Genomic DNA, 20,030 nt, shown 5'->3' with positions numbered 1-20,030 from the left:
ACACGGGTTGCACCCGCGGAGAGCGGCGCCCGAAGCCCGTCGTTATTGGCTTCGCGGGCAATTTTCCTGTCAATTTGAAAGACTGGACTGCGACAATCGGCCTTATAAGAATTTTTCCTAGGCTTTCTTCTATTTGCCGGGTTAAGCCATCTTTTGAACCTGACTTCAAGCTGAGTTTGATTCATTTCAAGGGCGCATTAACGGCCCGATCAATGCGCGCTTTACACGTCTGATTGCCATCGATTCATCGAAGCAGAAAATTAGTTAACCGAAATAATTGAAATAACCGGGAAACGCCTATAAAAAAGGCTCGCACCTATGGCGCGAGCCCTTTTACGACAAGGCGTTGCAGGTTACAGCGAAAGAAGCGAGCCGCTGCGAATGGGCTTTTCGCCGGCAATGCGTGCGACTTCCATGCCGGCCGTGGCGAAGCGCGCGCTATGGCGTGCATACATCACGCCGCTCACGCCCGCGTGCAGCGTCGTCACGGTGTCGGCGAGCGGGTCGATGACATCGGCAATGGCCGCGCCGCGTTCCACCCACGTGCCGCAATCCACGCGAAACACGAGCACGCCGCTGGCAGGCGCCACGATCGGCTCCGTGCCCGCGAGCGGCGTGGCTGCATGGGCGAGTGGCGGCAGCGGCGCGGCCGTGCCTTCGATGACGCCGCGCCCGATCAGATAGTCGACGATGGCCTGGGCGTCGTGCTCTGCGAGCTCGTGCGAGACGTCGCGCTGGCCGCGCAGCTCGACCGTTACCGAAATCGAGCCGTGAGGGATGGGGAAGCGTGTGCCGAAGTGCTCGCGCAACTCCGACCAGCAGAAGCTGTGAATCTCGTCGAACGGGTTGCCGATCGAGTTGAGCGCGAGGAGCGACGCCTTGGCATCGAGATAGCGCGCGAGCGGCTCGACGTCGGACCACAGCTCGGGGTTCGTGTAGATGTGCATGGCGGCTTCCCAGTCGCAATGCAGATCGAGCACGATGTCGGCGTCGTACGAAAGGCGCTGGAGCGCGAGGCGCATCGAATCGAGTTCGGTTTTCGGCTTCTGAGCGGCCAGCGCTTCGCCCATCGCCGCACGGATGGCCGTGCGGTTCGCGGCTTCGTCGGGCCCGAGACGCGCCTCGATGCTGGGCAGCACGAGCGCGGTGAGCTCGTGGAAATTGCGGTTGAAGTTCTGCGCCGTGTTCGATTCGAAGCGGCCGATCATATGCCCGAGCCAGTGCTGATTCAGGCCCACGGGGTTCGGCACCGGCACGATCACGACCTCGCCGCGAAGGCGGCCCGCAGCTTCCAGCTCCGCGAGCTTGCGGCGCAGCGCCCACGAGACGAGCATGCCCGGCAGTTCGTCGCCGTGGAGCGAGGACTGGATGTAGACCTTGGGACCGCCGGCCTTGCCGTAGTGGAAACTGGCAAGTTCCCGCGCGGTACCGAGGGCGGGCGCGATCAACGGGTGGTTTCGGGTTTGCATGATGGATGCGCGAGGCGCGGCGGCCCGCAAAGGTGTTGGAGTGAACGATGGCCCCGTAAGCACATGCAGGGGGCCGTATACCGATCTTAGCCGATTCGACGCGCCGCCGGAACCGGCGCGCGCTCACGCGCCTGCGGCATCGTCTGAAAATACGGAATCCGAAATAAAAATCCGGAAATGAAAAAGCCCGGACACAAGGCCCGGGCTTCGTGCGCCGTGATGCAGCGCCGGCGCGATGCGGTGCTTAGCCGCCGTACACGTCGAAGTCGAAGTACCTGGATTCGATCTTTTTATAGGTACCGTCCTTGATCATGTCGGCGATGGCCTTGTCGATCTTGCCCTTCAGGTCGGCGTCTTCCTTGCGCAGGCCGATGGCGGCAGCGCCCGTCGGGATTTCCTTGCCGGCGAACTGGAAGCCAGCGCCGCGCGGCGTCTTCAGGAAGCCCAGATCCGCTTGCACTTCATCCTGCAGCGCGGCGTCCAGACGGCCAGAGATCAGGTCGGCGTAGACCTGGTCCTGGTTCTGGTAAGGAACGACGTTCACGCCCTTCGGTGCCCAGTTTTCCTTCGCGTAGGTTTCCTGGATCGTGCCTTGCTCGACGCCAACCGACTTGCCCTTGAGCGAGTCGGCCGTCGGGGCGAGGCTCGAGCCCTTCTTCGCGACGAGACGCGTCGGCGTGTTGAACAGCTTCGCCGAGAAGGCGATCTGCTGCTCGCGCTGCGGGGTGATCGTCATCGACGAGAGCACGCCGTCGAACTTCTTGGCCTTCAGGCCCGGGATCATGCCGTCGAAATCTTGCTCGACCCACACGCACTTGGCGTTCAGGCGCTTGCAGATTTCGTTGCCGAGGTCGATGTCGAAGCCGACCAGCTTGCCATCGGGTGCTTTGGATTCGAACGGTGCGTAGCTGGCGTCAACGCCGAAACGCACGGTGGACCAGTCCTTCGCATGGGCGACGCCGGCCGAGACGGCGAGCACGGCAACCGTGAGGGTGGCAAGCAGTTTCTTCACTATGGGTACTCCTCGAGATGGTTCAGGGCGCGCCGCGTGCGGTTGTGCCGCCATGGCGCATTTCCCGGCGCGGCTCGCGCCGGATTATTGTTGGACCTGCCAGCCTGCGGCCAGCGAAGCGCGCGCAAGCTTACCAGGTCAAAATTGCTGCGTCGCTAGTGTAATACCGGATAGCGGGAAAGGGTGCCGGTAAGTGTACGCCCGTGCGCTTGTACGATTTAACGCAAAGCCTTGTCGGGCAAGGCGAACAGGCCAATGGGGACAGGCCAATGCGGGGGCTTGGGAGGGGCTGCGCGATGCTCTGCCGCAACAGTCGGAAGAATGCGATGCCGCGCGGTCGCGGCATCGTCAGCAGTCTGAATGGAAATTGAAATCGATTCGACGGCGCGCCGTTGGTTTTCGGCCCGAATAGGGCCAGACAGCGCACCGTTTTTTGTCGCGGTGCAGCAGACACATCGGCTGCACCGCGTGGATGACGTCAGACCACGCGCACGCCCGCGCGCCACGTCGCGCGCGGCACGGGCAGCGAATCGAGCATCGTCACCCGCACGAAGTCGGCGCGCAGGCCCGGCTCGATCGCGCCGCGATCGTGCAGGCCCGACTTGCTGGCGGGTTCCCACGAGACCGTAGCGAGCGCGCGCGGCAGCGTCCAGTCGGCCTTGGTCACGAGGTCGAATGCGGCGGTCAGGAGGCTCGACGGCACGTAGTCGGACGAGAGGATGTCGAGCAAACCGGCCTGGGCCAGCTCCAGCGCCGAGACGTTGCCCGAGTGCGAGCCCCCGCGCACCACGTTCGGCGCACCCATGATCGTCGCAATGCCGCGCTTTTTCGCTTCCTCGGCGGCCACGCGCGTGGTCGGGAATTCGGCGAGCACGATGCCTTCGGCCGCGGCCTGCTCGACGTGCTCCACGAGCGTGTCGTCGTGGCTCGCGAGCGGGATGTTGCGCGTGCGGCAACGCTGCACGATTTCGAGGCGGTGCGCGTCGGCGTAGCGTTCCTGCTCCGTGGCCATTTCGGTGAGCATCGTGTTGGTCTGCTCGTCGGTCCACTTGCCGTGGCGCTCCTGAAATTTGCGCCATTGCTCGCGGTCGTGCCACTGGCGCTGGCCCGGCGTGTGGTCCATTACCGAGGCGAGGCGCAGCAGCGGGTGGTCGCTCAGCATGTCGAACAGCTCGATCACGTCTTCGGTGGCGATTTCGCAGCGCAAGTGCAGGAAGTGCTCGGCGCGCAGCAGGTTGCGCTCGGAAAAACGCTTGAGCGCATGGGCGCTAGCGAGCTGCACGTCGCGGCCGCGCACGCCCACGGCCAGGCGCGTGCCGATGGCCAGCGCGTCGAATACCGTGGTGATGCCGGCGGCGGCGATCTGCGCGTCGTGAATCACGAACGCGGCGTCGGTGTTCCAGTGCACGCCGGGGCGCGGCGCGAGGTGCTTTTCCAGGTTGTCGGTGTGCAGTTCGACGAGACCGGGCAGCAGGAAGTCGCCCTCCCAGTCTTCGGCTTCGGGCGCGGCGGTCGAGCCGCGCGAGATGTCGCGGATCTTGCCGTCTGCCACGCTTAGCGTGCCGGTGAAAACTTCGTCTCGCGTCACGATGCGAGCGTTCTTGATCAACATCGTCAGGCTCCGTATCAGATATCGGTTTGCGCCGTTCAGGCGGGTTTCAGGCTGCGGCGCTGAGCGGCGCTTGCGCGCGCGGCGCGCTGAGTTCGAGTACGCGGGTGGCGACGCGCTGGCGCGTGTCCTCGTCGTGGAATACGCCGACAATCGCCGCGCCGCGCTCGCGCGCTTCGCCAATCAGGCTCGCGACGACTTCGCGGTTTTCCGCGTCGAGCGAGGCCGTGGGTTCGTCCAGCAACAGCACGCGGTGCTGCGCGATCAGGCCCCGGGCGATGTTCACGCGCTGCTGCTCGCCGCCCGAAAACGTGGCGGGCGCGAGCGGCCAGAGGCGCTGCGGCACGTTCAGACGTGCCAGCAGCGTTTGCGCGCGCTCGCGTGCTTCGTCTTCCTCCACGCCGCGCGAAACGAGCGGCGCGGCCACGATGTCGAGCGCGCTCACGCGCGGAATCACGCGCAGAAACTGGCTCACGTAGCCCACGACGTTGCGGCGCAGGCGCAGGATGTCGTGGGGCGCTGCGCCCGTGATCTCGAGATGCTCGAGCGGCGCGCCCTCGTCGCGGATCGCAATCGAGCCGCCGCTGGCGAGGTAGTTGCCGTACAGGCAGCGCAGGAAGGTGCTCTTGCCCGCGCCCGAGGGCCCGACCAGCACGATGCATTCGCCGCGCTCCACGTCGAGCGACACGCCCGCGAGCGCCTCGATGCCGATGCCGCCCTGGCCGTGCAGCGTGAAAGTCTTGCGCACGTCTTCGGCGCGCAGCATGAGCGCCGGTCTTTCGAGGAACGCGCGCGTGCCCGGTGATGAGTTCAGAGTCATGTCTTTCATCCTAGACCGGCAGCACGGATGCCACCAGCGTCTGCGTATAGGGATGTTGCGGGTCGTCCAGCACCTGGTCGGTCAGGCCCGATTCGACCACCGTGCCGCCTTGCATCACCATCAAGCGGTGCGCGAGCAGCCGCGCCACGCCGATGTCGTGCGTGACGATCAACACCGAAAGATGCAGGTTGGTCGTGAGCGTGCGCAGGAGGTCGAGCAGGCGCGCCTGCACGGACACGTCGAGACCCGCTGTGGGCTCGTCCATGAAGACGAGGCGTGGCCCCGTGACGAGATTGCGCGCGATTTGCAGGCGCTGCTGCATGCCGCCCGAAAACGCCGACGGCAATTCGTCGATGCGCTGCGCGTCCAGCTCCACGCGCTGCATCCACTGCTGCGCCGTGCTGCGGATTTGCCCGTAGTGACGTGCGCCGACGGCCATCAGCGGCTCGCCGATATTGGCCCCGGCCGAGACGCCCGCACGCAGCCCGTCACGCGGATTCTGCTGCACGAAGCCCCATTCGGTGCGCGCAAGCAGGCGCCGGCGCGGCTCGGAAAGCGTGCGCAGGTCGAGCGTTTCGCCGTTCGCGCTCGTGTAGTGCAGCGCGCCCGAGTCGGATTCGGTGCGCAGTGCGAGCGTGTTGAGCAGCGTGGTCTTGCCCGAGCCCGATTCGCCGACGATGCACAACACCTCGCCGGGATACAGGTCGAAGCTCACGTCGCGGCAGCCGTTGCGGCCGCCGTACTGCTTCGTGAGCGATCTTGCGCTTAACAGCGGCGTCATGCTTTCTCTCCTGCTTCATTCGTTGCGTGCGCATCGATCTGCTCGCGGCGGTCGTGGCAGTAGTCGCTGTCCGAGCAGACGAACATGCGTTTGCCTGCGTCGTCGACAATCATCTCGTCGAGGAAACTCTCGCGCGAGCCGCACAGGGCGCACGCATGCTCCCAGCGCTGCACTTCGAACGGGTGGTCGTCGAAGTCGAGGCTCTTCACCGGCGTGTACGGCGGAATCGCGTAGATGCGGCGCTCGCGACCCGCGCCGAACAACTGCAGCGCGGCGTTCATATGCAGCTTGGGGTTGTCGAACTTCGGAATCGGCGAGGGCGACGTCAGATAACGGCCGTTCACGGTCACCGGGTAGTCGTACGTCGTGGCGATGCTGCCGTGCTGCACGATGTCCTCATAAAGCTTCACGCTGATCAGGCCATAGTCGGCCAGTGCATGGAGCTTCTTGCATTCGGCCACGCGCGGCTCGAGCCGGAACAGCGGCTCGGGCATCGGCACCTGATACACGAGAATCTGCTTGTCCGTGAGCGGCGTTTCTGGAATTCGGTGCCGCGTCTGCACGATCGACGCCTCGCTCGTGCGGCGCGTGGTGGCCACCCCCGTGGTGCGCGCGAAAAAGCGACGGATGTTCACGGCGTTCGTGGTGTCGTCCGAGCCCTGGTCGATCACCTTGAGCGTGTCCTTCGCGCCGATGATCGCCGCCGTCACCTGGATGCCGCCCGTGCCCCAGCCATACGGCAGCGGCATTTCGCGCGAGGCGAACGGCACCTGGTAGCCCGGCACGGCCACGGCCTTGAGGAGGGCGCGGCGCAGCATCCGCTTGGTCTGTTCGTCGAGGTACGCGAAGTTGTAACCCGAGACGGCCTGAGTTTCGTGCGAGGCGACTTCGGCTGCGGTGGATTGCAAGGTATCGGGCGCGTTCATGCAGCCTCCTTGTTGTGCGCGTCGGCATTCGCGTCGCTGTCGCTTTCGTGCTGCGCGCGCAGCTTGCGCACGAGCTCCAGCTCAGCCTGGAAGTCCACGTAGTGCGGCAGCTTCAGGTGTTGAACGAAGCCCGAGGCTTCCACGTTATCGCTGTGCGAGAGCATGAATTCGATGTCCTGAGTCGGCGAGGCGATCGTCTCGCCCAGCTCCTCGGCGCGCAGTGCACGATCCACCAGCGCCATCGCCATGGCCTTACGTTCCGCGTGGCCGAACGCGAGACCGTAGCCTTGCGTGAATTGCGGCGGCACGTCTTTCGCGCCCGCGAACTGGTTGATCATCTGGCACTCGGTCAAGTCGATCTCGCCGATTTCCACGGCTTCATCGAGTTCGTCCAGCATCATTTCTACGCAGACCGAACCAAAGCGGATCTCGCCCGCAAACGGGTGCGAATGTGCGTAACCGCGCTGCGTGGCATAGCCCATCGCGAGCAGGAAGCCTTCGTCGCCGCGTGCGAGATTTTGCAGGCGCACGGTGCGATCGGCAGGGAACGCAAGCGGCTCACGCGAGAGGTCGCCGGGCTCGCGTGCTTGCGTCGAGCGCGTTTCCTGCTCGATCAGGCCTTCCTTGTCGAGCAGGGAGACCACGCGCGGCATCGCTTCTTCGGGCGGGGTGGCTCGCGGCGCGCGAGGCGTGGCGCTCGCGGCATCGTCGCCTTCGGCCAGCAGCGCGAAGTCGAGCAGGCGCTGCGTGTAATCGTAGGTCGCGCCAAGCACCTGGCCGCCGGGCACGTCCTTGAAGGTCGCGGAAATGCGGCGCTCCACCACCATGTTTTCCGTTTCGACCGGTTGTGTGTAACCAAAACGCGGCAGCGTGGTGCGATAGGCGCGCAGCAAAAAGATTGCTTCGACGAGATCGCCAGCGGCCTGCTTGATGGCGAGCGCGGCAAGTTCTTCGTCGTAGACCGAACCTTCGGCCATCACACGCGCCACGGCCAGACGCATCTGTTCGCGGATCTGCGCGACGCTCAGCTCGGGCACGCGCGTATCGCCGCGGCGAGCCTCGTCGAGCAGACGCCACGACGCTTCGATCGCGCGCTCTCCTCCTTTGACGGCGACGTACATCAGTGCATCTCCACGAGAGTGGTGCGCGGCAGGCCCATCAGGCGGTCGCCGCACACGAGATAGAAGTCGATGCCGCACGGGAAGTGCGGCGCGAGGGCGGCGCGTTCTCGCCAGAAGCGCTCTGGCAGACCGACGGGCGCGATGCTGCAGGTCGTTTCGATGCCGGGGCCGCGCAGCGTGAGCGGTGCGCCGCCGGTGAGGGAATCGACACGCGCGAACACCGTGGCCGACTGCTCCGGCGACTCGGGCGTGCCGCTCGCGAAGTCGTCGAGCGGCGGCAGGGCGGCGGCGTCGTGCACATAGGCGAACGCGGCTTCGCGCGCCTGCTGTGCAAGCGGCGCGCCTGCATGAAAGCGCAGCGCGGCCGCGAGTGCGGCGTCGGGCTGGGCGAGCCACACCGGCGTGGCGTAGTCTGCGAGTGCGAGCAGCGAGGCGAAGGCAGCGAGGCCGGCGCGCGCGGGGGACGCATCCGCCGCCGTGGGCGCCGGCAGCGGCGTTTCGATCACGCCGATCGTGCCGGGTCGCGCGAGCGCGTCGAGCAGCGTGCGGAACACCGTCTGCGTGTCGTGAACCGGATCGCCGAAGCCGGGCGCGAGCGCCGCGAGCAGATCGGGCGTCATGGCATTGCGTTGGTCGCTCATGCGTCACCTCGAACCATCGTGAAGAACTCGACCCGCGTGCTGGCGGCGTCGGCGCGGCGCGCGTCGCGTTGTGCGGCGAGACGCGCGGCGAGCGGCTCGATCAACCGGGCGTGCAACTGGTCGTGGCGCGCGGGGAGTTGCAGCAGCGCGTCGGCGAGGGCCGCCAGCTCGGCGCGGCGCTTGTCGCGGCCCAGATGGCAGGCCACGCCGACCGGGCCGGACTGGCCGGCATCGCCGCCTGCGGTGCGCTCAATGCCCGAGGCACGCAGGCGCAGCGTGGCGCGCGTGACGGTGGCTTCGCCCAGATTGAAGGCGTCGCCGGTGCCGCCAATGCGCCCACGTACCATGGCCAGTCCGGTTTGTGGCGGACGCAGCCAGTCGAAAGCGGGCTCGGGCGCACCGGCGAGCGCGGCGCTCAGCGCCGCTTCAAGCTCGGCGCGCGGGGTATGCGCGAGAACGGCCATCCATGCGCGGCGGGTCGCCGACGCGGAGGATGGGGTGGAGGAAGCGTTCATCGGAGTTCCTGTGTCGTGAACGGGGGGAACGGACATGGCAACTGCGCCTTTCGAACAGCCTTGTCTGGACCTCGATTGAACCATCTATTCGTCTAAACGTCTAGACGTTTAGTGGTACAGTCGTCCAGTGCGGACGCAATGAAGGTTTTCATATTTCCATCACGCCCTGCGCACTACAATGCACAAAACGCTATTGGAACCGAGAGGAATGACAGCACCATGACATCGAACGACGAGGCGCCGTCCAGCCTGCTTGAGCGCGGCGCGGGTGTGGCGGTGTGGCGGCAGATCGAGCAGATCCTCGCGGCCGAGATCGCCGCGAAGGGTTTCGGCGAAGACGGCCGGCTGCCTAGCGAAGGCGAGCTTGCGCGCCGCTTCGACGTGAACCGCCACACGGTGCGGCGCGCGATGCTGGGCCTTGCGGCGCTGGGGCTCGTAAGCGTGGAACAGGGGCGCGGCACTTTCGTGCAGCCCGGCGCGATCGACTACACCATCGGCAAGCGCACGCGCTTTACCGAGAACCTGAAGCGCCATCAGCATTCGGCGGCGGGCAAGCTGCTGTCGTCGTCGCGTGGCAAGGCGGACCCCACGGTCGCCAAGGCCCTGGGGCTGCGCGCGGGCGCGCTCGTCTACCGGCTCGAAACGCTGCACGAGTCGGACGGCGTGCCGCTCACTTACGCGCGCAGCTGGTATCCCGCCGCGCGCTTCGCCGATCTGCCCGTGGTCATGGAGCGCGTCGACAGCACCTCGAAGGCCCTGGCCGAATACGGCGTGGCCGACTATCTGCGCAAGTGGAGCCGTATCGGCAGCGTGCTGCCCGAGGCCGAGGTGGCGCGGCGCCTGAACATCAACCGGCAGCAGCCGGTGCTGTGGGTGGAAAACGTCGACGTCGACCTTGATGGTGTGCCGATCAAGTACGGTATCACGCACTTCGCCGCCGACCGCGTGCAGTTGATGGTGGAGCACGACATATGAGCGTGCTGCACGAAGACTGGAGCGAAGCCGCGCGCTTCGCGCTTTACTATGCGCCGCCGCGCGAGTCGGCGTGGTGGCAGGCGGGCTGCGCGTGGCTTGGCCGCGATCCGGAGACGGGCGACACGCTCGCGCCGCCGCCGTGGCTCGCAGGCCTGCCGCAGCCGCTGGAAACGCTCACGGTCGCGCCACGTCGCTATGGCTGGCACGGCACCCTCGTGCCGCCGTTCCGTCTCGCGCCGGGTGTGACGCCCGCTGCGCTCCTCGCCGCCGCGCAGCAGTGGGCGCAAGGGCAGGCGCGCTTCGACGCCAATGTCGAGGCGGCGCTGCTCGGCCGCTTCGTGGCGCTGCGCCCCGCCGACGATGCCGGCGAAACCGCCCTGCGCGAACTGGCTGCCGACGCACTGCGCGCGCTCGGTTCGCTGCGCGCCCCGCAAACGCCCGCCGAACTCGCGAAGCGCCTCGACGCGCCGCTCACGCAGCGTCAGCGCGCTTACGTCGAAGCGTGGGGCTATCCGTACGTGTTCGAAGAATTCCGCTTTCACATGACGCTATCCGATTCGCTGAACGACGCGCAAACGTGCGCGCAACTCGTCGATGCCTGGAACACGCAGATGCAGGGTGCCAACCCGCTGCCGGTGGAGGGCGCGGCGCTCTTCGTCGAGCCCGAGCCGGGCGCGCCTTTCGCGCTGTGGCGCCGCTTGCCGTTCGCGGGGGCCCGCGCATGAAGGGCGGCCTGATCTACGTGATGGGGCCTTCGGGTGCGGGCAAGGACACGTTGCTGCGTTACGCGCGCGAGCGCCTCTCCGGTGAAGACGTCGTCTTCGCGCATCGCTACATCACGCGCGAAGACAGCGGCGGCGAGAACCACATCGCGCTCACCGAGGCCGAATTCGAGGCGCGCTCGCAGCGCGGCCTCTTCGCGTTGCAATGGCGCAGCCACGCGCTGCGCTACGGCGTGGGCGTGGAGATCGACCAATGGATGGCGCTCGGCTGCACCGTCGTGGTGAACGGTTCGCGCGCCTACGCGGGCGAGGCGTTCGAGCGCTACCCGCGCATGACGCTCGTGCACATCGAGGCCGCGCAGCACGTACTCGCCGCGCGCCTCGCTTCCCGGGCGCGTGAAACGCCCGAGCAGGTCGCGTTGCGTCTTGCGCGGCGCGCGCCGTTCGAGGTGCCGTCGGGCGCCGCGTTCGCGCGCATCGACAACTCCGGGCACCTGGAGGAGGCGGGCGGGGCGTTCGTCAAGCTCGTGCTGCAGGTGGCGGCCGGATAGTCTCCGCGCCGTCCTCGAGCGCCGCTTAACAGTCGCTTAAGGGCTCGAATGGGCGTGGGGATTTTTGGTTGGGCGTGGTTGCCGTGAGAAGATGCAGGCGACCCGAGAACTCAACGAGAATGCCCTTGGACCGTTTCCAGGAGATGCAAATTTTCACGCGCATCGTCGACCGCCGCAGCTTCACGCAGGCGGCCGAGGACCTGAACCTGCCGCGCGCGACGGTCACCAACTCGATCAAGCGTCTCGAAGCGCGCCTCGGCGTGCGTCTGCTCGAACGCACCACGCGCCAGGTCAAGCCGACGCTCGATGGCGATGCCTACTACCAGCGCTGCATGCGCCTGCTCGCCGACCTCGAGGAAACCGAGGAGGCGTTTCGCGACACCGATCCGCAGGGGCGTTTGCGGGTGAACATGCAGGGCACGCTCACGCAGTATTTCGTGATGCCGCGCCTGCCCGACTTTCTCGCGCGCTATCCGCGCGTCGAGCTCTTCATCGGCTCGGGCGATCACTTCGTCGATCTCGTGCGCGAGGGCGTGGACTGCGTGCTGCGCGCGGGCGAGCTGGCCGACTCTTCGATGATCGCGCGGCGCGTGGCGCTGCTCGAGCAGGTGACCTGCGCGAGCCCCGCGTATCTGGAACGGCACGGCGACCCGGAGTCGATCGAGGCGCTCGCCGGCACGCACACGGACAATCATGGCCGGCCCGGCCATCGGGCCGTGAACTATGTGTCGCCGGCCACGGGCCGCGCGCTTCCGCTCGAATTCACGACCGCCGACGGTATCGCCCGCGTGACGCTGCCGGGCCCGGTGGCCGTGAACGGCGCGGAACTCTATACGGCGGGCGCGCTGGCGGGGCTCGGCATCGTGCAGGTGCCGCGCTACCGCGTGCGCGACCTGCTCGCCAACGGCGAGCTGTGCGTCGTGCTGCCCGCGCATCCGCCGCCGCCCTTGCCGGTCTCGGTGCTTTACCCGCAGAACCGCCAGTTGTCGCTGCGCGTGCGCGCTTTCGCCGACTGGCTCGCGCAGGTGTTCGCCGAGGTTGCCTGAAACGGCTCGAGCGCGCCGGGGCGGCTTGCCCAGGCGCGCCCGCTTGCGACCGTTGTTTTTACGTGCGCCGCGCAACCATGCCGGACACACGCGCCGCGGCTTGCTGAAGCGGATCGAGGAAGGTCTTGACCATTTGCCTGGCGGACGTGCGCTGCGCGTTGCCGCTGATGTTCATCGCGGCGATCACGCGGCCCTGCCGGTTGCGGATAGGCGCGGAGATCGAGATGAGTCCGCCTTCCAGTTCCTGATCGACGATGGCCCAGCCCTGCTGGCGCACCTGGGCGATGATCTTCTTGAGTTCGCCGACGTCGGTGACCGTGCGCCCCGTATGCGCATAGAGCGGCGAGGAGCCGAGCGTTTCGTCGAGCGCGGCTTCGTCGAGCGAGGCCAGCAGCACGCGCCCCATGGAGGTGCAGTACGCGGGCAGACGGCTGCCGATCGAGAGGTTGATCGTCATGATCTTGTGCGTGGGCACGCGCAGCACATAGACGATCTCGGTGCGGTCGAGCACGGCCGCCGAGCAGCTCTCGTGCACTTCCTGCGACAGCTCTTCCATCACCGGCTCGGCGAGGTTCCAGAACGGCATCGACGTGAGGTACGCGAAGCCCAGATCGAGAATGCGCGGGGTGAGGCGAAAGAGCCGCCCTTCGGCTTCGACGTAGCCGAGCGTCTGCAGCGTGAGCAGAATGCGGCGCGCCCCGGCGCGCGTGAGGCCCGTGGCGGCGGCGACGTCGGTGAGGGTCTGCTCGGGATGCTCCGCGTTGAATGCGCGGATCACCGAAAGCCCGCGCGCGAACGACTGCACATAGGAGTCGCCCGGTTTTTCGGGAATCTCGTGCTGGTCGGCGGAGCGGTCTGGCGAGGCACTGGAAGCGGAATTCATGGGCGTGGCGTTCGGTCTTGCTGCGGCGCTTGGAGAACCTATCAAGATAACCCAAGGGATCGGTTTCGCCAACAAGCGGCGAGGTCGGGCGGCCGCTCACTGTCGGGGCATGGCGCCTGCGTCAACATCCATAGTGCGGCGTCGCGTGACATGCGTCAAATGCGCACATCAGATCATTTGGCCGTCAGTTATTTGATTTCGGTCAATTGGATTTTGTCGAAAAATGATTGATTCGTGAGTCGATTGTTTATGTCTGAATATCGGCAATTCATGAACTTAAAACGAGATAAGAGCCATGTCGAAATTCGAATGAATCGGCACACTTTCTGACGATTCTTCGACCGCGCCGCGCGTGTCGCCGGTGCCCATCCTCGCTTGCCCGCGCACTGGGGAATCACGCTGAAACCACTGTGTGGCGGGCGTTTTCGAGATGAAAGCTATTGGAAAGATATTTGCGGCTTTCCGTCGCGCTTGCCTGGGCGTGCTTTGTCCCGCTGGCCAATCCTTAGCAAAGATCAAATTTTGAGATTGGGGTTTCCGTAGAATCGCGCTGAATACGATACGGGTGCATTTTGCGTGGCGAATATGCGATGCAAATGTGTTGGTGTTACGCGTTTTGGTGGACAACGGAAGAACAGGCAAACATGAAAGACAGAAAAGCCTTTAAAAGGTGGTTAATCCCCCTCGGCAGCGGGCTGCTCGTTTCTCTTGCGGGGTGCAGCGGCAATTTTGCCGTGCTGGACCCGAAGGGCAGCGTGGGCTCGGCCGAGAAGTCGCTCATCCTCACGGCCACATGGGCCATGCTGCTGGTCGTGGTGCCCGTCATCATCCTGACGCTCCTGTTCGCGTGGCGCTACCGCGCCTCGAACCGCAACGCGACCTACGCACCGAAGTGGGCCCACTCCACGGCAATCGAAGTGGTGGTCTGGGCCATTCCGGCCGCGATCATCCTGTTCCTCGCCATCCTCACGTGGCGCACCTCGCACGAACTCGACCCGTACAAGCCGCTGGAGTCGAGCGTGAAGCCCATCAACGTCGAAGTCGTCGCGCTCGACTGGAAGTGGCTCTTCATCTACCCCGACCTCGGCATTGCTTCGGTGAACCAGCTCGCCGTGCCGGTGGGGACGCCGGTCAACTTCCGCATCACGTCGGACGCTGTGATGAACTCGTTCTTCATCCCGCAACTGGGCACCCAGGTTTACGCGATGGCGGGCATGCAAACGCGTCTGCACCTGATCGCCGACGAAGCAGGCGATTTCGACGGTCTCTCGTCCAACTACAGCGGCAAGGGTTTCTCGGACATGAAGTTCCGCACGCTCGCCACGAGCCAGCAGGACTTCGACGCGTGGGTGCAGAAGGTGAAGACGTCGTCCACCCAGCTTTCGATGGACGAGTACGCAACGGTCGCGAAGCCGCGGGAGAAGGCGCCGGTGCAGTACTTCTCGACCGTCGACCCGAAGCTCTTCAATAACATCATCGCGAAGTACAACAACGGGCACGTCACGAATTTCGACCCGTCCTGCGTGACCAAGGGGTAAGCAGCATGTTCGGAAAACTCACATTAGAGGCGATCCCGTTCGATCAGCCCATCATCATGGGCGCGGCGGCGTTCATGGCGCTGATCGTCGTCGGCGTGCTCGGTCTCGTCACCGTGACCGGCAAGTGGAAGTACATCTGGACCGAGTGGCTCACGAGCGTGGACCACAAACGCATCGGCGTGATGTACATGATCGTGGCGGTGCTCATGCTCGTGCGCGGCTTCGCCGACGCGGTCATGATGCGTATCCAGCAGGCCATGGCGTTCGACTCGCCCGGCTATCTCCCGCCGCATCACTTCGACCAGATCTTCACGGCGCACGGCGTCATCATGATCTTCTTCATGGCGATGGCGCTCATGGTCGGCTTCTTCAACCTCGTCGTGCCCCTGCAGATCGGCGCGCGCGACGTGGCGTTCCCGTTCCTGAACTCGCTCTCGTTCTGGATGACGGCGATCAGCGCGATCCTCGTCAACATTTCGCTCGTGGTCGGCGAGTTCGCGAAGGTGGGCTGGCTCGCGTATCCGCCGCTCTCTGAGCTCCAGTTCAGTCCAGACGTGGGGGTGGACTACTACATCTGGGCAGTGCAGCTTTCCGGTGTCGGCACGCTGATCACGGCCGTGAACTTCTTCGTCACGATCGTCAAGATGCGCGCGCCCGGCATGACGCTCATGAAGATGCCCGTGTTCACGTGGACCGCGCTGTGCTCGAACGTGCTCATCATGGCCACGTTCCCGATCCTCACGATCGCGGTGGCGCTGCTCGGCCTCGACCGCTACGTCGGCACGCACTTCTTCACGAACGAGCTGGGCGGCAACGCCATGCTGTATCTGAACTTGATCTGGGCGTGGGGCCACCCCGAGGTATACATCCTCGTGCTGCCTGCGTTCGGCATCTATTCGGAAGTGATGGCCACGTTCTGCAAGAAGCCGCTGTTCGGCTACAAGACGATGGTCTACGCCTCGTGCGCGATCATGGTGCTGGCGTTCCTCGTGTGGGCGCACCACTTCTTCACGATGGGTGCGGGCGCCGACGTCAACGCGTTCTTCGGTATCGCGACGATGATCATCGCCATTCCCACGGGCGTGAAGATCTTCAACTGGCTCTTCACGATGTATCGCGGCCGTGTGCACTTCACCGCACCCGTGCTCTGGACCGTCGGCTTCATGGTGACGTTCTCGATCGCCGGCATGACCGGCGTGATGCTCGCGATTCCGGGCGCGGACTTCGTGCTCCACAACTCGCTCTTCCTGGTCGCTCACTTCCACAACGCGATTATCGGCGGCGTGGTGTTCGGCTACCTCGCGGGCCTGCAGTACTGGTTCCCGAAGGTGTTCGGCCTGAAGCCCAGCGAAAAGCTCGGCAAGGCGTCGTTCTGGTGCTGGTTCGTCGGCTTCTACGTGGCCTTCGTGCCGCTCTACGTGCTCGGCTTCATGGGCGCAACGCGTCGTACCAACCACTACGATGTGCCCGAATGGCATCCGTACTTCGTCGTCGCCGCGATTGGCGCGGCGATCATCGCGGTCGGCGTCGTGTTCCAGGTCCTGCTCTGGGTCATGGCCTTCGTGAACCGCAACAAGGCCGAATGCAAGGACGTGACCGGCGATCCGTGGGACGGCCGCACGCTCGAATGGGCAACGTCGTCGCCGCCGGCGGTCTATAACTTCGCGGTCATTCCGCACGTGGACGACATCGACGCTTTCGCGCACATGAAGGAAGCGGGCCGCGCTCCGGGCCTCGCCGCGAAATACAGCGACATCCACATGCCGTCGAACACGTCGGCGGGCCTCTTCATCGGCATGTTCAGCCTCGTGCTGGGTTTCGCGGCCGTGTGGCACATCACGTGGCTTGCGGTGCTCGGGTTCGTCGGCGTCGTGCTGACGGTCATCCTCAAGAGCTTCGGCAACAACGACGGTTACTACATTCCGGCCGCGAAGGTCCGCGAGATCGAAGAAAGCCGCTTTGGCACCGGCGCCGCCGTGGCCAAGCGCGACCTGGTCGCCGAGGAGGCAGTCTGATGTTACAGAAAACCAATGCGGCAACCCTTGCCGAACTCGATCACCACGATCACCCGCAGTCGCACTCGGTATTCGGCTTCTGGGTCTACCTGATGACCGACTGCCTGCTGTTCGCGGCGCTGTTCGCCACGTTCGGCGTGTTGAGCCAGCAGTTCGCGGGCGGCCCCACGGGCAAGGACCTGTTCGATATTCAGGGCGTGGCGCTCGAAACGGCCGTGCTGCTGTTTTCGAGCATCACGTACGGTTTCGCGATGCTCGGCGCGCATCAGCGCAAGAACGGCGTGGTGCTCGGCTGGCTCGCCGTCACCTTCATTCTGGGTGCGTCGTTCCTCGTGCTCGAACTGCGCGAGTTTTCGCACCTGATCGCAGAAGGCGCCGGCCCGCAGCGCAGCGCGTTCCTGTCGTCGTTCTTCACGCTGGTCGCCACGCACGGCCTGCACGTGTTCTTCGGCCTGCTGTGGATGCTCGTGATGATGATCCAGGTGGTTCGCGAACGGGAGTTGGGCGAGCAGGAAATCCGCCGCCTCACGTGCCTGAGCCTCTTCTGGCACTTTCTCGACGTGGTATGGATCTGCGTGTTTACTTTTGTCTATCTCGGGAGCGTGCTCTAAATGGCTCAATCTCATGCAGAGTCGCACGGCAGCCTCGGCAGCTATGTGGCGGGCTTCATTCTTTCGGTGCTGCTTACCGCGGGCGCATTCGGCGTTGTCCTGCACGGCACGCTCGATGCCTCCGCGGCCTTGATCGTGATCGCGGTGCTCGCCTTCGTGCAGGTGGTCGTGCACCTCGTGTTCTTCCTGCATCTGAACACGTCGCCGGGGCAGGGCTGGAACGTCCTGTCGCTGGCGTACACGGTGCTGGCCGCCGCGTTCCTGATCTTCGGCACGATCTGGGTCATGCACAATGTCGGCGCGCTCATGATGTCGCGTTAAGCGTTCGCCCTACTGGCTGGCGCCTCGCGCCCGCCTGAACTCGCAAAAGCCGCACGGGCCAACCGTCCTGTGCGGCTTTTTCGTTTTTGTAGCCAGGTCCGCGTGCTTGACACTCGTCCCAGGACGCGCCTATTATGGCCGTCAAATTGTTCGATCAACGATCATCGGTTCGACACTCGAACAAATCGCACGAGGACGTGCGCGCTCGATCTCCCATTTTCGCCCGCGCAGTCCGTCAATCTCAATCATCTTTGCATGGGATCGCATCAAGTGCGTGCGATCGAAAGGAGACTCACATGACGGAAGCATTCATCTGCGACGCGGTTCGCACACCTATCGGCCGCTACGCGGGCGCCCTTGCCCAGGTTCGCGCCGACGACCTCGGCGCCGTGCCGCTCAAGGCGCTGATGGAGCGCAACAAGGACGTGGACTGGACGGCGATCGATGACGTCATCTACGGCTGCGCGAACCAGGCGGGCGAGGACAACCGTAACGTCGCGCGCATGTCCTCGCTGCTGGCGGGCTTGCCGCAGGCCGTGCCGGGCTCGACGGTGAACCGCCTGTGCGGCTCCGGCATGGACGCCGTGGGCATTGCCGCGCGCGCGCTCAAGTCGGGCGAAACGGGGCTGATGATTGCGGGCGGTGTGGAAAGCATGAGCCGCGCGCCGTTCGTCATGGGCAAGTCGACGAGTGCCTTCGCTCGCGACGCCGCGATTTACGACACGACGATTGGCTGGCGCTTCGTCAATCCGCTGATGAAGCAGCAGTACGGTGTGGATTCGATGCCGGAAACGGGCGAAAACGTCGCCGTCGACTACAACGTGAGCCGCGCCGATCAGGATGCGTTCGCGGTTCGCAGCCAGCAGAAGGCGGCTCGCGCACAGGCGGATGGCACGCTTGCGCAGGAGATCGTCGCGGTGACGATTGCCCAGAAGAAGGGTGATCCGATTGTTTTCTCGCGCGACGAGCATCCGCGTGAAACGAGCCTCGAAGCGCTGGCCAAGCTCAAGGGCGTCGTGCGCCCGGATGGCTCGGTGACGGCAGGCAATGCTTCGGGCGTGAATGACGGCGCTTGCGCGCTGCTCCTCGCCAACGAGGAAAACGCGAAGCGTTTCGGCCTCGTGCCGCGTGCGCGCGTGCTCGGTATCGCAACGGCTGGCGTCGCGCCGCGCGTGATGGGTATCGGTCCCGCGCCCGCTACGCAGAAGCTCCTCGCGCGTCTGAACATGACCATCGACCAGTTCGATGTGATCGAGTTGAACGAAGCGTTTGCTTCGCAAGGCCTCGCCGTGCTGCGCATGCTCGGCGTCGCCGATGATGATCCTCGCGTCAACCCGAATGGCGGCGCGATCGCGCTTGGGCACCCGCTCGGGATGAGCGGCGCACGTCTCGTGACGACCGCCACGTATCAGCTCCATCGCACGCAAGGGCGCTTTGCGCTTTGCACGATGTGTATCGGCGTGGGGCAGGGGATTGCGATCGCTATCGAGCGCGTCTGATTTTTCGTCGCCCTGAATTGAAAGCCGCGGGTCGATTTGATCCGCGGCTTTTTCGTTAGAAATTTCGCGCTACGCAACAATTGCGCGATCCATTTCACCACGTAATCGCAGGGGAATTTGAGCCTCAGCAAACCCCTCGGCAATTAGCCGTATTGGGTTGCGGTAAGTTGACCCGCTTCCGGGCAGGCAACGTCCGCGTTCTAAAAGCCGCGCGTAGAATCGGCCGCACTTCGGCACCACACGCCGATGCGAATACGGCAATCATTTCAAACCCGTTTGACGAGGAGAATGTGAATGACGAAGGCAGCGATTCTGGCGGCGGCATGGGTGGTGGGCGTTGGCCTCTCGCAGGGGGCGTTTGCGCTAAACGACGCGGCGGCTTCGGCGCCGCAGGGGCAAAGCGCGCTCGCCAGCGCGGCGCAGCAAGCGATTGCCAACGCGGAGCCGGTGCATATCCACGCGAAGATCGTCGGCATCGATCGCGCTGCGCGCGTCGTCACGTTGCGCGGGCCGCGCGGCAATGACGTCGATATCGCGCTTAGCCCGCAGGTCAGCAACTTCGACCAGCTACACGTGGGCGACACTGTCGACGCGCTCTACAAGAACGCGCTCCTCATGACGGCCGACAAAGTAACGGGAAAGGACAAGGGTATTCGCAAGCGTGTGGATACGAATGTCTATCTGCCCGCGTCGTCGGGCTACGACGCCGCGCGCCAGGTCGAAGTCCAGGCCACGGTGCAGCACATCAACGCGAAGAAGCGCGAAGTGACGCTGCGCGGCGCTTATCAGACCGTCACGCTGCAAGCCACCCCCGATATCGACCTCAAGACCCTGAAGGTCGGCGACACGGTTCACGCCGTGTTCGTTTCCGCTTATGCGACGCAGGTGACGCCGGTTGCCGCCACGCAGTAAGCACGTAAAAAAGCCGGCGCATTGCGGCGCCGGCTTCCTTTTGCGATCCGAACGGGCGCCTCG

The 20,030-nt window shown here is 65.0% G+C and carries 20 protein-coding genes; 10 read left to right on the top strand and 10 right to left on the bottom strand.

Features of this window, described 5'->3' with window-relative positions; genetic code table 11:
* Positions 1 to 353: 353 nt before the first annotated feature.
* The 9 genes from ACOJB8_RS00900 to phnG form a co-directional block, all read right to left on the bottom strand.
* Positions 354 to 1,469, bottom strand: a complete 1,116-nt coding sequence (locus ACOJB8_RS00900) for a succinylglutamate desuccinylase/aspartoacylase family protein (protein WP_475010574.1) — start codon at positions 1,467 to 1,469, stop codon at positions 354 to 356.
* A gap of 244 nt (positions 1,470 to 1,713) precedes the next feature.
* Positions 1,714 to 2,481: an ABC transporter substrate-binding protein gene (locus ACOJB8_RS00895; RefSeq protein ID WP_069261657.1), complete on the bottom strand. Its 768-nt coding sequence runs from the start codon at positions 2,479 to 2,481 to the stop codon at positions 1,714 to 1,716.
* 478 nt (positions 2,482 to 2,959) lie between these two features.
* Entirely contained in the window at positions 2,960 to 4,093 is a 1,134-nt protein-coding gene (locus ACOJB8_RS00890) for an alpha-D-ribose 1-methylphosphonate 5-triphosphate diphosphatase (protein WP_475010571.1), read from the bottom strand.
* Positions 4,094 to 4,139: 46 nt separating this feature from the next.
* The gene (gene phnL / locus ACOJB8_RS00885) at positions 4,140 to 4,910 is read right to left on the bottom strand and encodes a phosphonate C-P lyase system protein PhnL (RefSeq protein ID WP_176732806.1); all 771 of its coding nucleotides are present in this window, start codon (positions 4,908 to 4,910) and stop codon (positions 4,140 to 4,142) included.
* Positions 4,911 to 4,920: 10 nt separating this feature from the next.
* Complete coding sequence (gene phnK / locus ACOJB8_RS00880; RefSeq protein ID WP_475010569.1) at positions 4,921 to 5,691, bottom strand: phosphonate C-P lyase system protein PhnK; 771 nt, start codon at positions 5,689 to 5,691, stop codon at positions 4,921 to 4,923.
* Entirely contained in the window at positions 5,688 to 6,617 is a 930-nt protein-coding gene (locus ACOJB8_RS00875) for an alpha-D-ribose 1-methylphosphonate 5-phosphate C-P-lyase PhnJ (protein WP_324161765.1), read from the bottom strand. The genes phnK and ACOJB8_RS00875 overlap by 4 nt, the downstream gene beginning before the upstream one ends.
* Positions 6,614 to 7,738 carry a carbon-phosphorus lyase complex subunit gene (locus ACOJB8_RS00870; RefSeq protein ID WP_342946774.1) on the bottom strand — a complete coding sequence of 375 codons (1,125 nt, stop codon included), beginning with the start codon at positions 7,736 to 7,738 and terminating at the stop codon, positions 6,614 to 6,616. Before ACOJB8_RS00870 ends, ACOJB8_RS00875 begins: the two co-directional genes overlap by 4 nt.
* Positions 7,738 to 8,379 (bottom strand): phosphonate C-P lyase system protein PhnH, encoded by a 642-nt coding sequence (gene phnH / locus ACOJB8_RS00865; RefSeq protein ID WP_069261663.1) that lies wholly within the window; start codon positions 8,377 to 8,379, stop codon positions 7,738 to 7,740. The genes ACOJB8_RS00870 and phnH overlap by 1 nt, the downstream gene beginning before the upstream one ends.
* The gene (gene phnG, locus ACOJB8_RS00860) at positions 8,376 to 8,894 is read right to left on the bottom strand and encodes a phosphonate C-P lyase system protein PhnG (RefSeq protein WP_342946773.1); all 519 of its coding nucleotides are present in this window, start codon (positions 8,892 to 8,894) and stop codon (positions 8,376 to 8,378) included. Before phnG ends, phnH begins: the two co-directional genes overlap by 4 nt.
* A 219-nt stretch (positions 8,895 to 9,113) precedes the next feature.
* Between phnG and phnF the strand changes: the two genes are divergently transcribed.
* From phnF to ACOJB8_RS00840, 4 genes are all read left to right on the top strand, one after another.
* A complete protein-coding gene (gene phnF / locus ACOJB8_RS00855) occupies positions 9,114 to 9,869 on the top strand; it encodes a phosphonate metabolism transcriptional regulator PhnF (RefSeq protein WP_342946772.1) in 756 nt (251 codons plus the stop codon).
* The gene (locus tag ACOJB8_RS00850) at positions 9,866 to 10,594 is read left to right on the top strand and encodes a DUF1045 domain-containing protein (protein ID WP_342946771.1); all 729 of its coding nucleotides are present in this window, start codon (positions 9,866 to 9,868) and stop codon (positions 10,592 to 10,594) included. Before phnF ends, ACOJB8_RS00850 begins: the two co-directional genes overlap by 4 nt.
* Positions 10,591 to 11,142: a phosphonate metabolism protein/1,5-bisphosphokinase (PRPP-forming) PhnN gene (gene phnN / locus ACOJB8_RS00845; protein WP_069261879.1), complete on the top strand. Its 552-nt coding sequence runs from the start codon at positions 10,591 to 10,593 to the stop codon at positions 11,140 to 11,142. The genes ACOJB8_RS00850 and phnN overlap by 4 nt, the downstream gene beginning before the upstream one ends.
* Positions 11,143 to 11,267: 125 nt before the next feature.
* Positions 11,268 to 12,188 carry a LysR family transcriptional regulator gene (locus ACOJB8_RS00840; RefSeq protein WP_342946770.1) on the top strand — a complete coding sequence of 307 codons (921 nt, stop codon included), beginning with the start codon at positions 11,268 to 11,270 and terminating at the stop codon, positions 12,186 to 12,188.
* Positions 12,189 to 12,246: 58 nt separating this feature from the next.
* On the opposite strand, the gene ACOJB8_RS00835 is transcribed toward ACOJB8_RS00840, so the two are convergent.
* The gene (locus ACOJB8_RS00835; RefSeq protein ID WP_069261668.1) at positions 12,247 to 13,071 is read right to left on the bottom strand and encodes an IclR family transcriptional regulator; all 825 of its coding nucleotides are present in this window, start codon (positions 13,069 to 13,071) and stop codon (positions 12,247 to 12,249) included.
* A 644-nt stretch (positions 13,072 to 13,715) separates the two neighbouring features.
* Here ACOJB8_RS00835 and cyoA point away from each other — a divergent pair.
* From cyoA to ACOJB8_RS00805, 6 genes are all read left to right on the top strand, one after another.
* Positions 13,716 to 14,609 (top strand): ubiquinol oxidase subunit II, encoded by an 894-nt coding sequence (gene cyoA / locus ACOJB8_RS00830; RefSeq protein ID WP_475010561.1) that lies wholly within the window; start codon positions 13,716 to 13,718, stop codon positions 14,607 to 14,609.
* A gap of 5 nt (positions 14,610 to 14,614) precedes the next feature.
* A complete protein-coding gene (cyoB, locus tag ACOJB8_RS00825; protein WP_475010559.1) occupies positions 14,615 to 16,624 on the top strand; it encodes a cytochrome o ubiquinol oxidase subunit I in 2,010 nt (669 codons plus the stop codon).
* Entirely contained in the window at positions 16,624 to 17,235 is a 612-nt protein-coding gene (gene cyoC / locus ACOJB8_RS00820) for a cytochrome o ubiquinol oxidase subunit III (protein WP_475010557.1), read from the top strand. Before cyoB ends, cyoC begins: the two co-directional genes overlap by 1 nt.
* On the top strand, positions 17,236 to 17,556 hold the full coding sequence (gene cyoD, locus ACOJB8_RS00815; RefSeq protein WP_069261672.1) for a cytochrome o ubiquinol oxidase subunit IV: 321 nt from the start codon (positions 17,236 to 17,238) through the stop codon (positions 17,554 to 17,556). It begins immediately after the preceding gene.
* 296 nt (positions 17,557 to 17,852) lie between these two features.
* Positions 17,853 to 19,055 carry a 3-oxoadipyl-CoA thiolase gene (gene pcaF, locus ACOJB8_RS00810; RefSeq protein WP_069261673.1) on the top strand — a complete coding sequence of 401 codons (1,203 nt, stop codon included), beginning with the start codon at positions 17,853 to 17,855 and terminating at the stop codon, positions 19,053 to 19,055.
* 294 nt (positions 19,056 to 19,349) lie between these two features.
* The gene (locus tag ACOJB8_RS00805; protein ID WP_475010553.1) at positions 19,350 to 19,967 is read left to right on the top strand and encodes a hypothetical protein; all 618 of its coding nucleotides are present in this window, start codon (positions 19,350 to 19,352) and stop codon (positions 19,965 to 19,967) included.
* The last annotated feature ends 63 nt before the right edge of the window (positions 19,968 to 20,030 follow it).

It is taken from the genome of Paraburkholderia sp. BR10141 (assembly GCF_056155635.1).
Note: the sequence above shows the minus strand (reverse complement) of the source record. Positions and strands in the feature narration are given on the sequence as shown.

What these genes read in the sequence shown, in the direction of transcription:
- ACOJB8_RS00870 (WP_342946774.1), bottom strand. Translation starts at nt 7,738, where the DNA reads ATGTACGTCGCCGTCAAAGGAGGAGAGCGCGCGATCGAAGCGTCGTGG.
- cyoB (WP_475010559.1), top strand. Translation starts at nt 14,615, where the DNA reads ATGTTCGGAAAACTCACATTAGAGGCGATCCCGTTCGATCAGCCCATC.
- pcaF (WP_069261673.1), top strand. Translation starts at nt 17,853, where the DNA reads ATGACGGAAGCATTCATCTGCGACGCGGTTCGCACACCTATCGGCCGC.
- cyoC (WP_475010557.1), top strand. Translation starts at nt 16,624, where the DNA reads ATGTTACAGAAAACCAATGCGGCAACCCTTGCCGAACTCGATCACCAC.
- ACOJB8_RS00890 (WP_475010571.1), bottom strand. Translation starts at nt 4,093, where the DNA reads ATGTTGATCAAGAACGCTCGCATCGTGACGCGAGACGAAGTTTTCACC.
- cyoA (WP_475010561.1), top strand. Translation starts at nt 13,716, where the DNA reads ATGAAAGACAGAAAAGCCTTTAAAAGGTGGTTAATCCCCCTCGGCAGC.
- ACOJB8_RS00835 (WP_069261668.1), bottom strand. Translation starts at nt 13,071, where the DNA reads ATGAATTCCGCTTCCAGTGCCTCGCCAGACCGCTCCGCCGACCAGCAC.
- phnK (WP_475010569.1), bottom strand. Translation starts at nt 5,691, where the DNA reads ATGACGCCGCTGTTAAGCGCAAGATCGCTCACGAAGCAGTACGGCGGC.
- phnL (WP_176732806.1), bottom strand. Translation starts at nt 4,910, where the DNA reads ATGACTCTGAACTCATCACCGGGCACGCGCGCGTTCCTCGAAAGACCG.
- ACOJB8_RS00805 (WP_475010553.1), top strand. Translation starts at nt 19,350, where the DNA reads ATGACGAAGGCAGCGATTCTGGCGGCGGCATGGGTGGTGGGCGTTGGC.
- ACOJB8_RS00900 (WP_475010574.1), bottom strand. Translation starts at nt 1,469, where the DNA reads ATGCAAACCCGAAACCACCCGTTGATCGCGCCCGCCCTCGGTACCGCG.
- phnN (WP_069261879.1), top strand. Translation starts at nt 10,591, where the DNA reads ATGAAGGGCGGCCTGATCTACGTGATGGGGCCTTCGGGTGCGGGCAAG.
- ACOJB8_RS00875 (WP_324161765.1), bottom strand. Translation starts at nt 6,617, where the DNA reads ATGAACGCGCCCGATACCTTGCAATCCACCGCAGCCGAAGTCGCCTCG.
- phnF (WP_342946772.1), top strand. Translation starts at nt 9,114, where the DNA reads ATGACATCGAACGACGAGGCGCCGTCCAGCCTGCTTGAGCGCGGCGCG.
- phnH (WP_069261663.1), bottom strand. Translation starts at nt 8,379, where the DNA reads ATGAGCGACCAACGCAATGCCATGACGCCCGATCTGCTCGCGGCGCTC.
- cyoD (WP_069261672.1), top strand. Translation starts at nt 17,236, where the DNA reads ATGGCTCAATCTCATGCAGAGTCGCACGGCAGCCTCGGCAGCTATGTG.
- phnG (WP_342946773.1), bottom strand. Translation starts at nt 8,894, where the DNA reads ATGAACGCTTCCTCCACCCCATCCTCCGCGTCGGCGACCCGCCGCGCA.
- ACOJB8_RS00850 (WP_342946771.1), top strand. Translation starts at nt 9,866, where the DNA reads ATGAGCGTGCTGCACGAAGACTGGAGCGAAGCCGCGCGCTTCGCGCTT.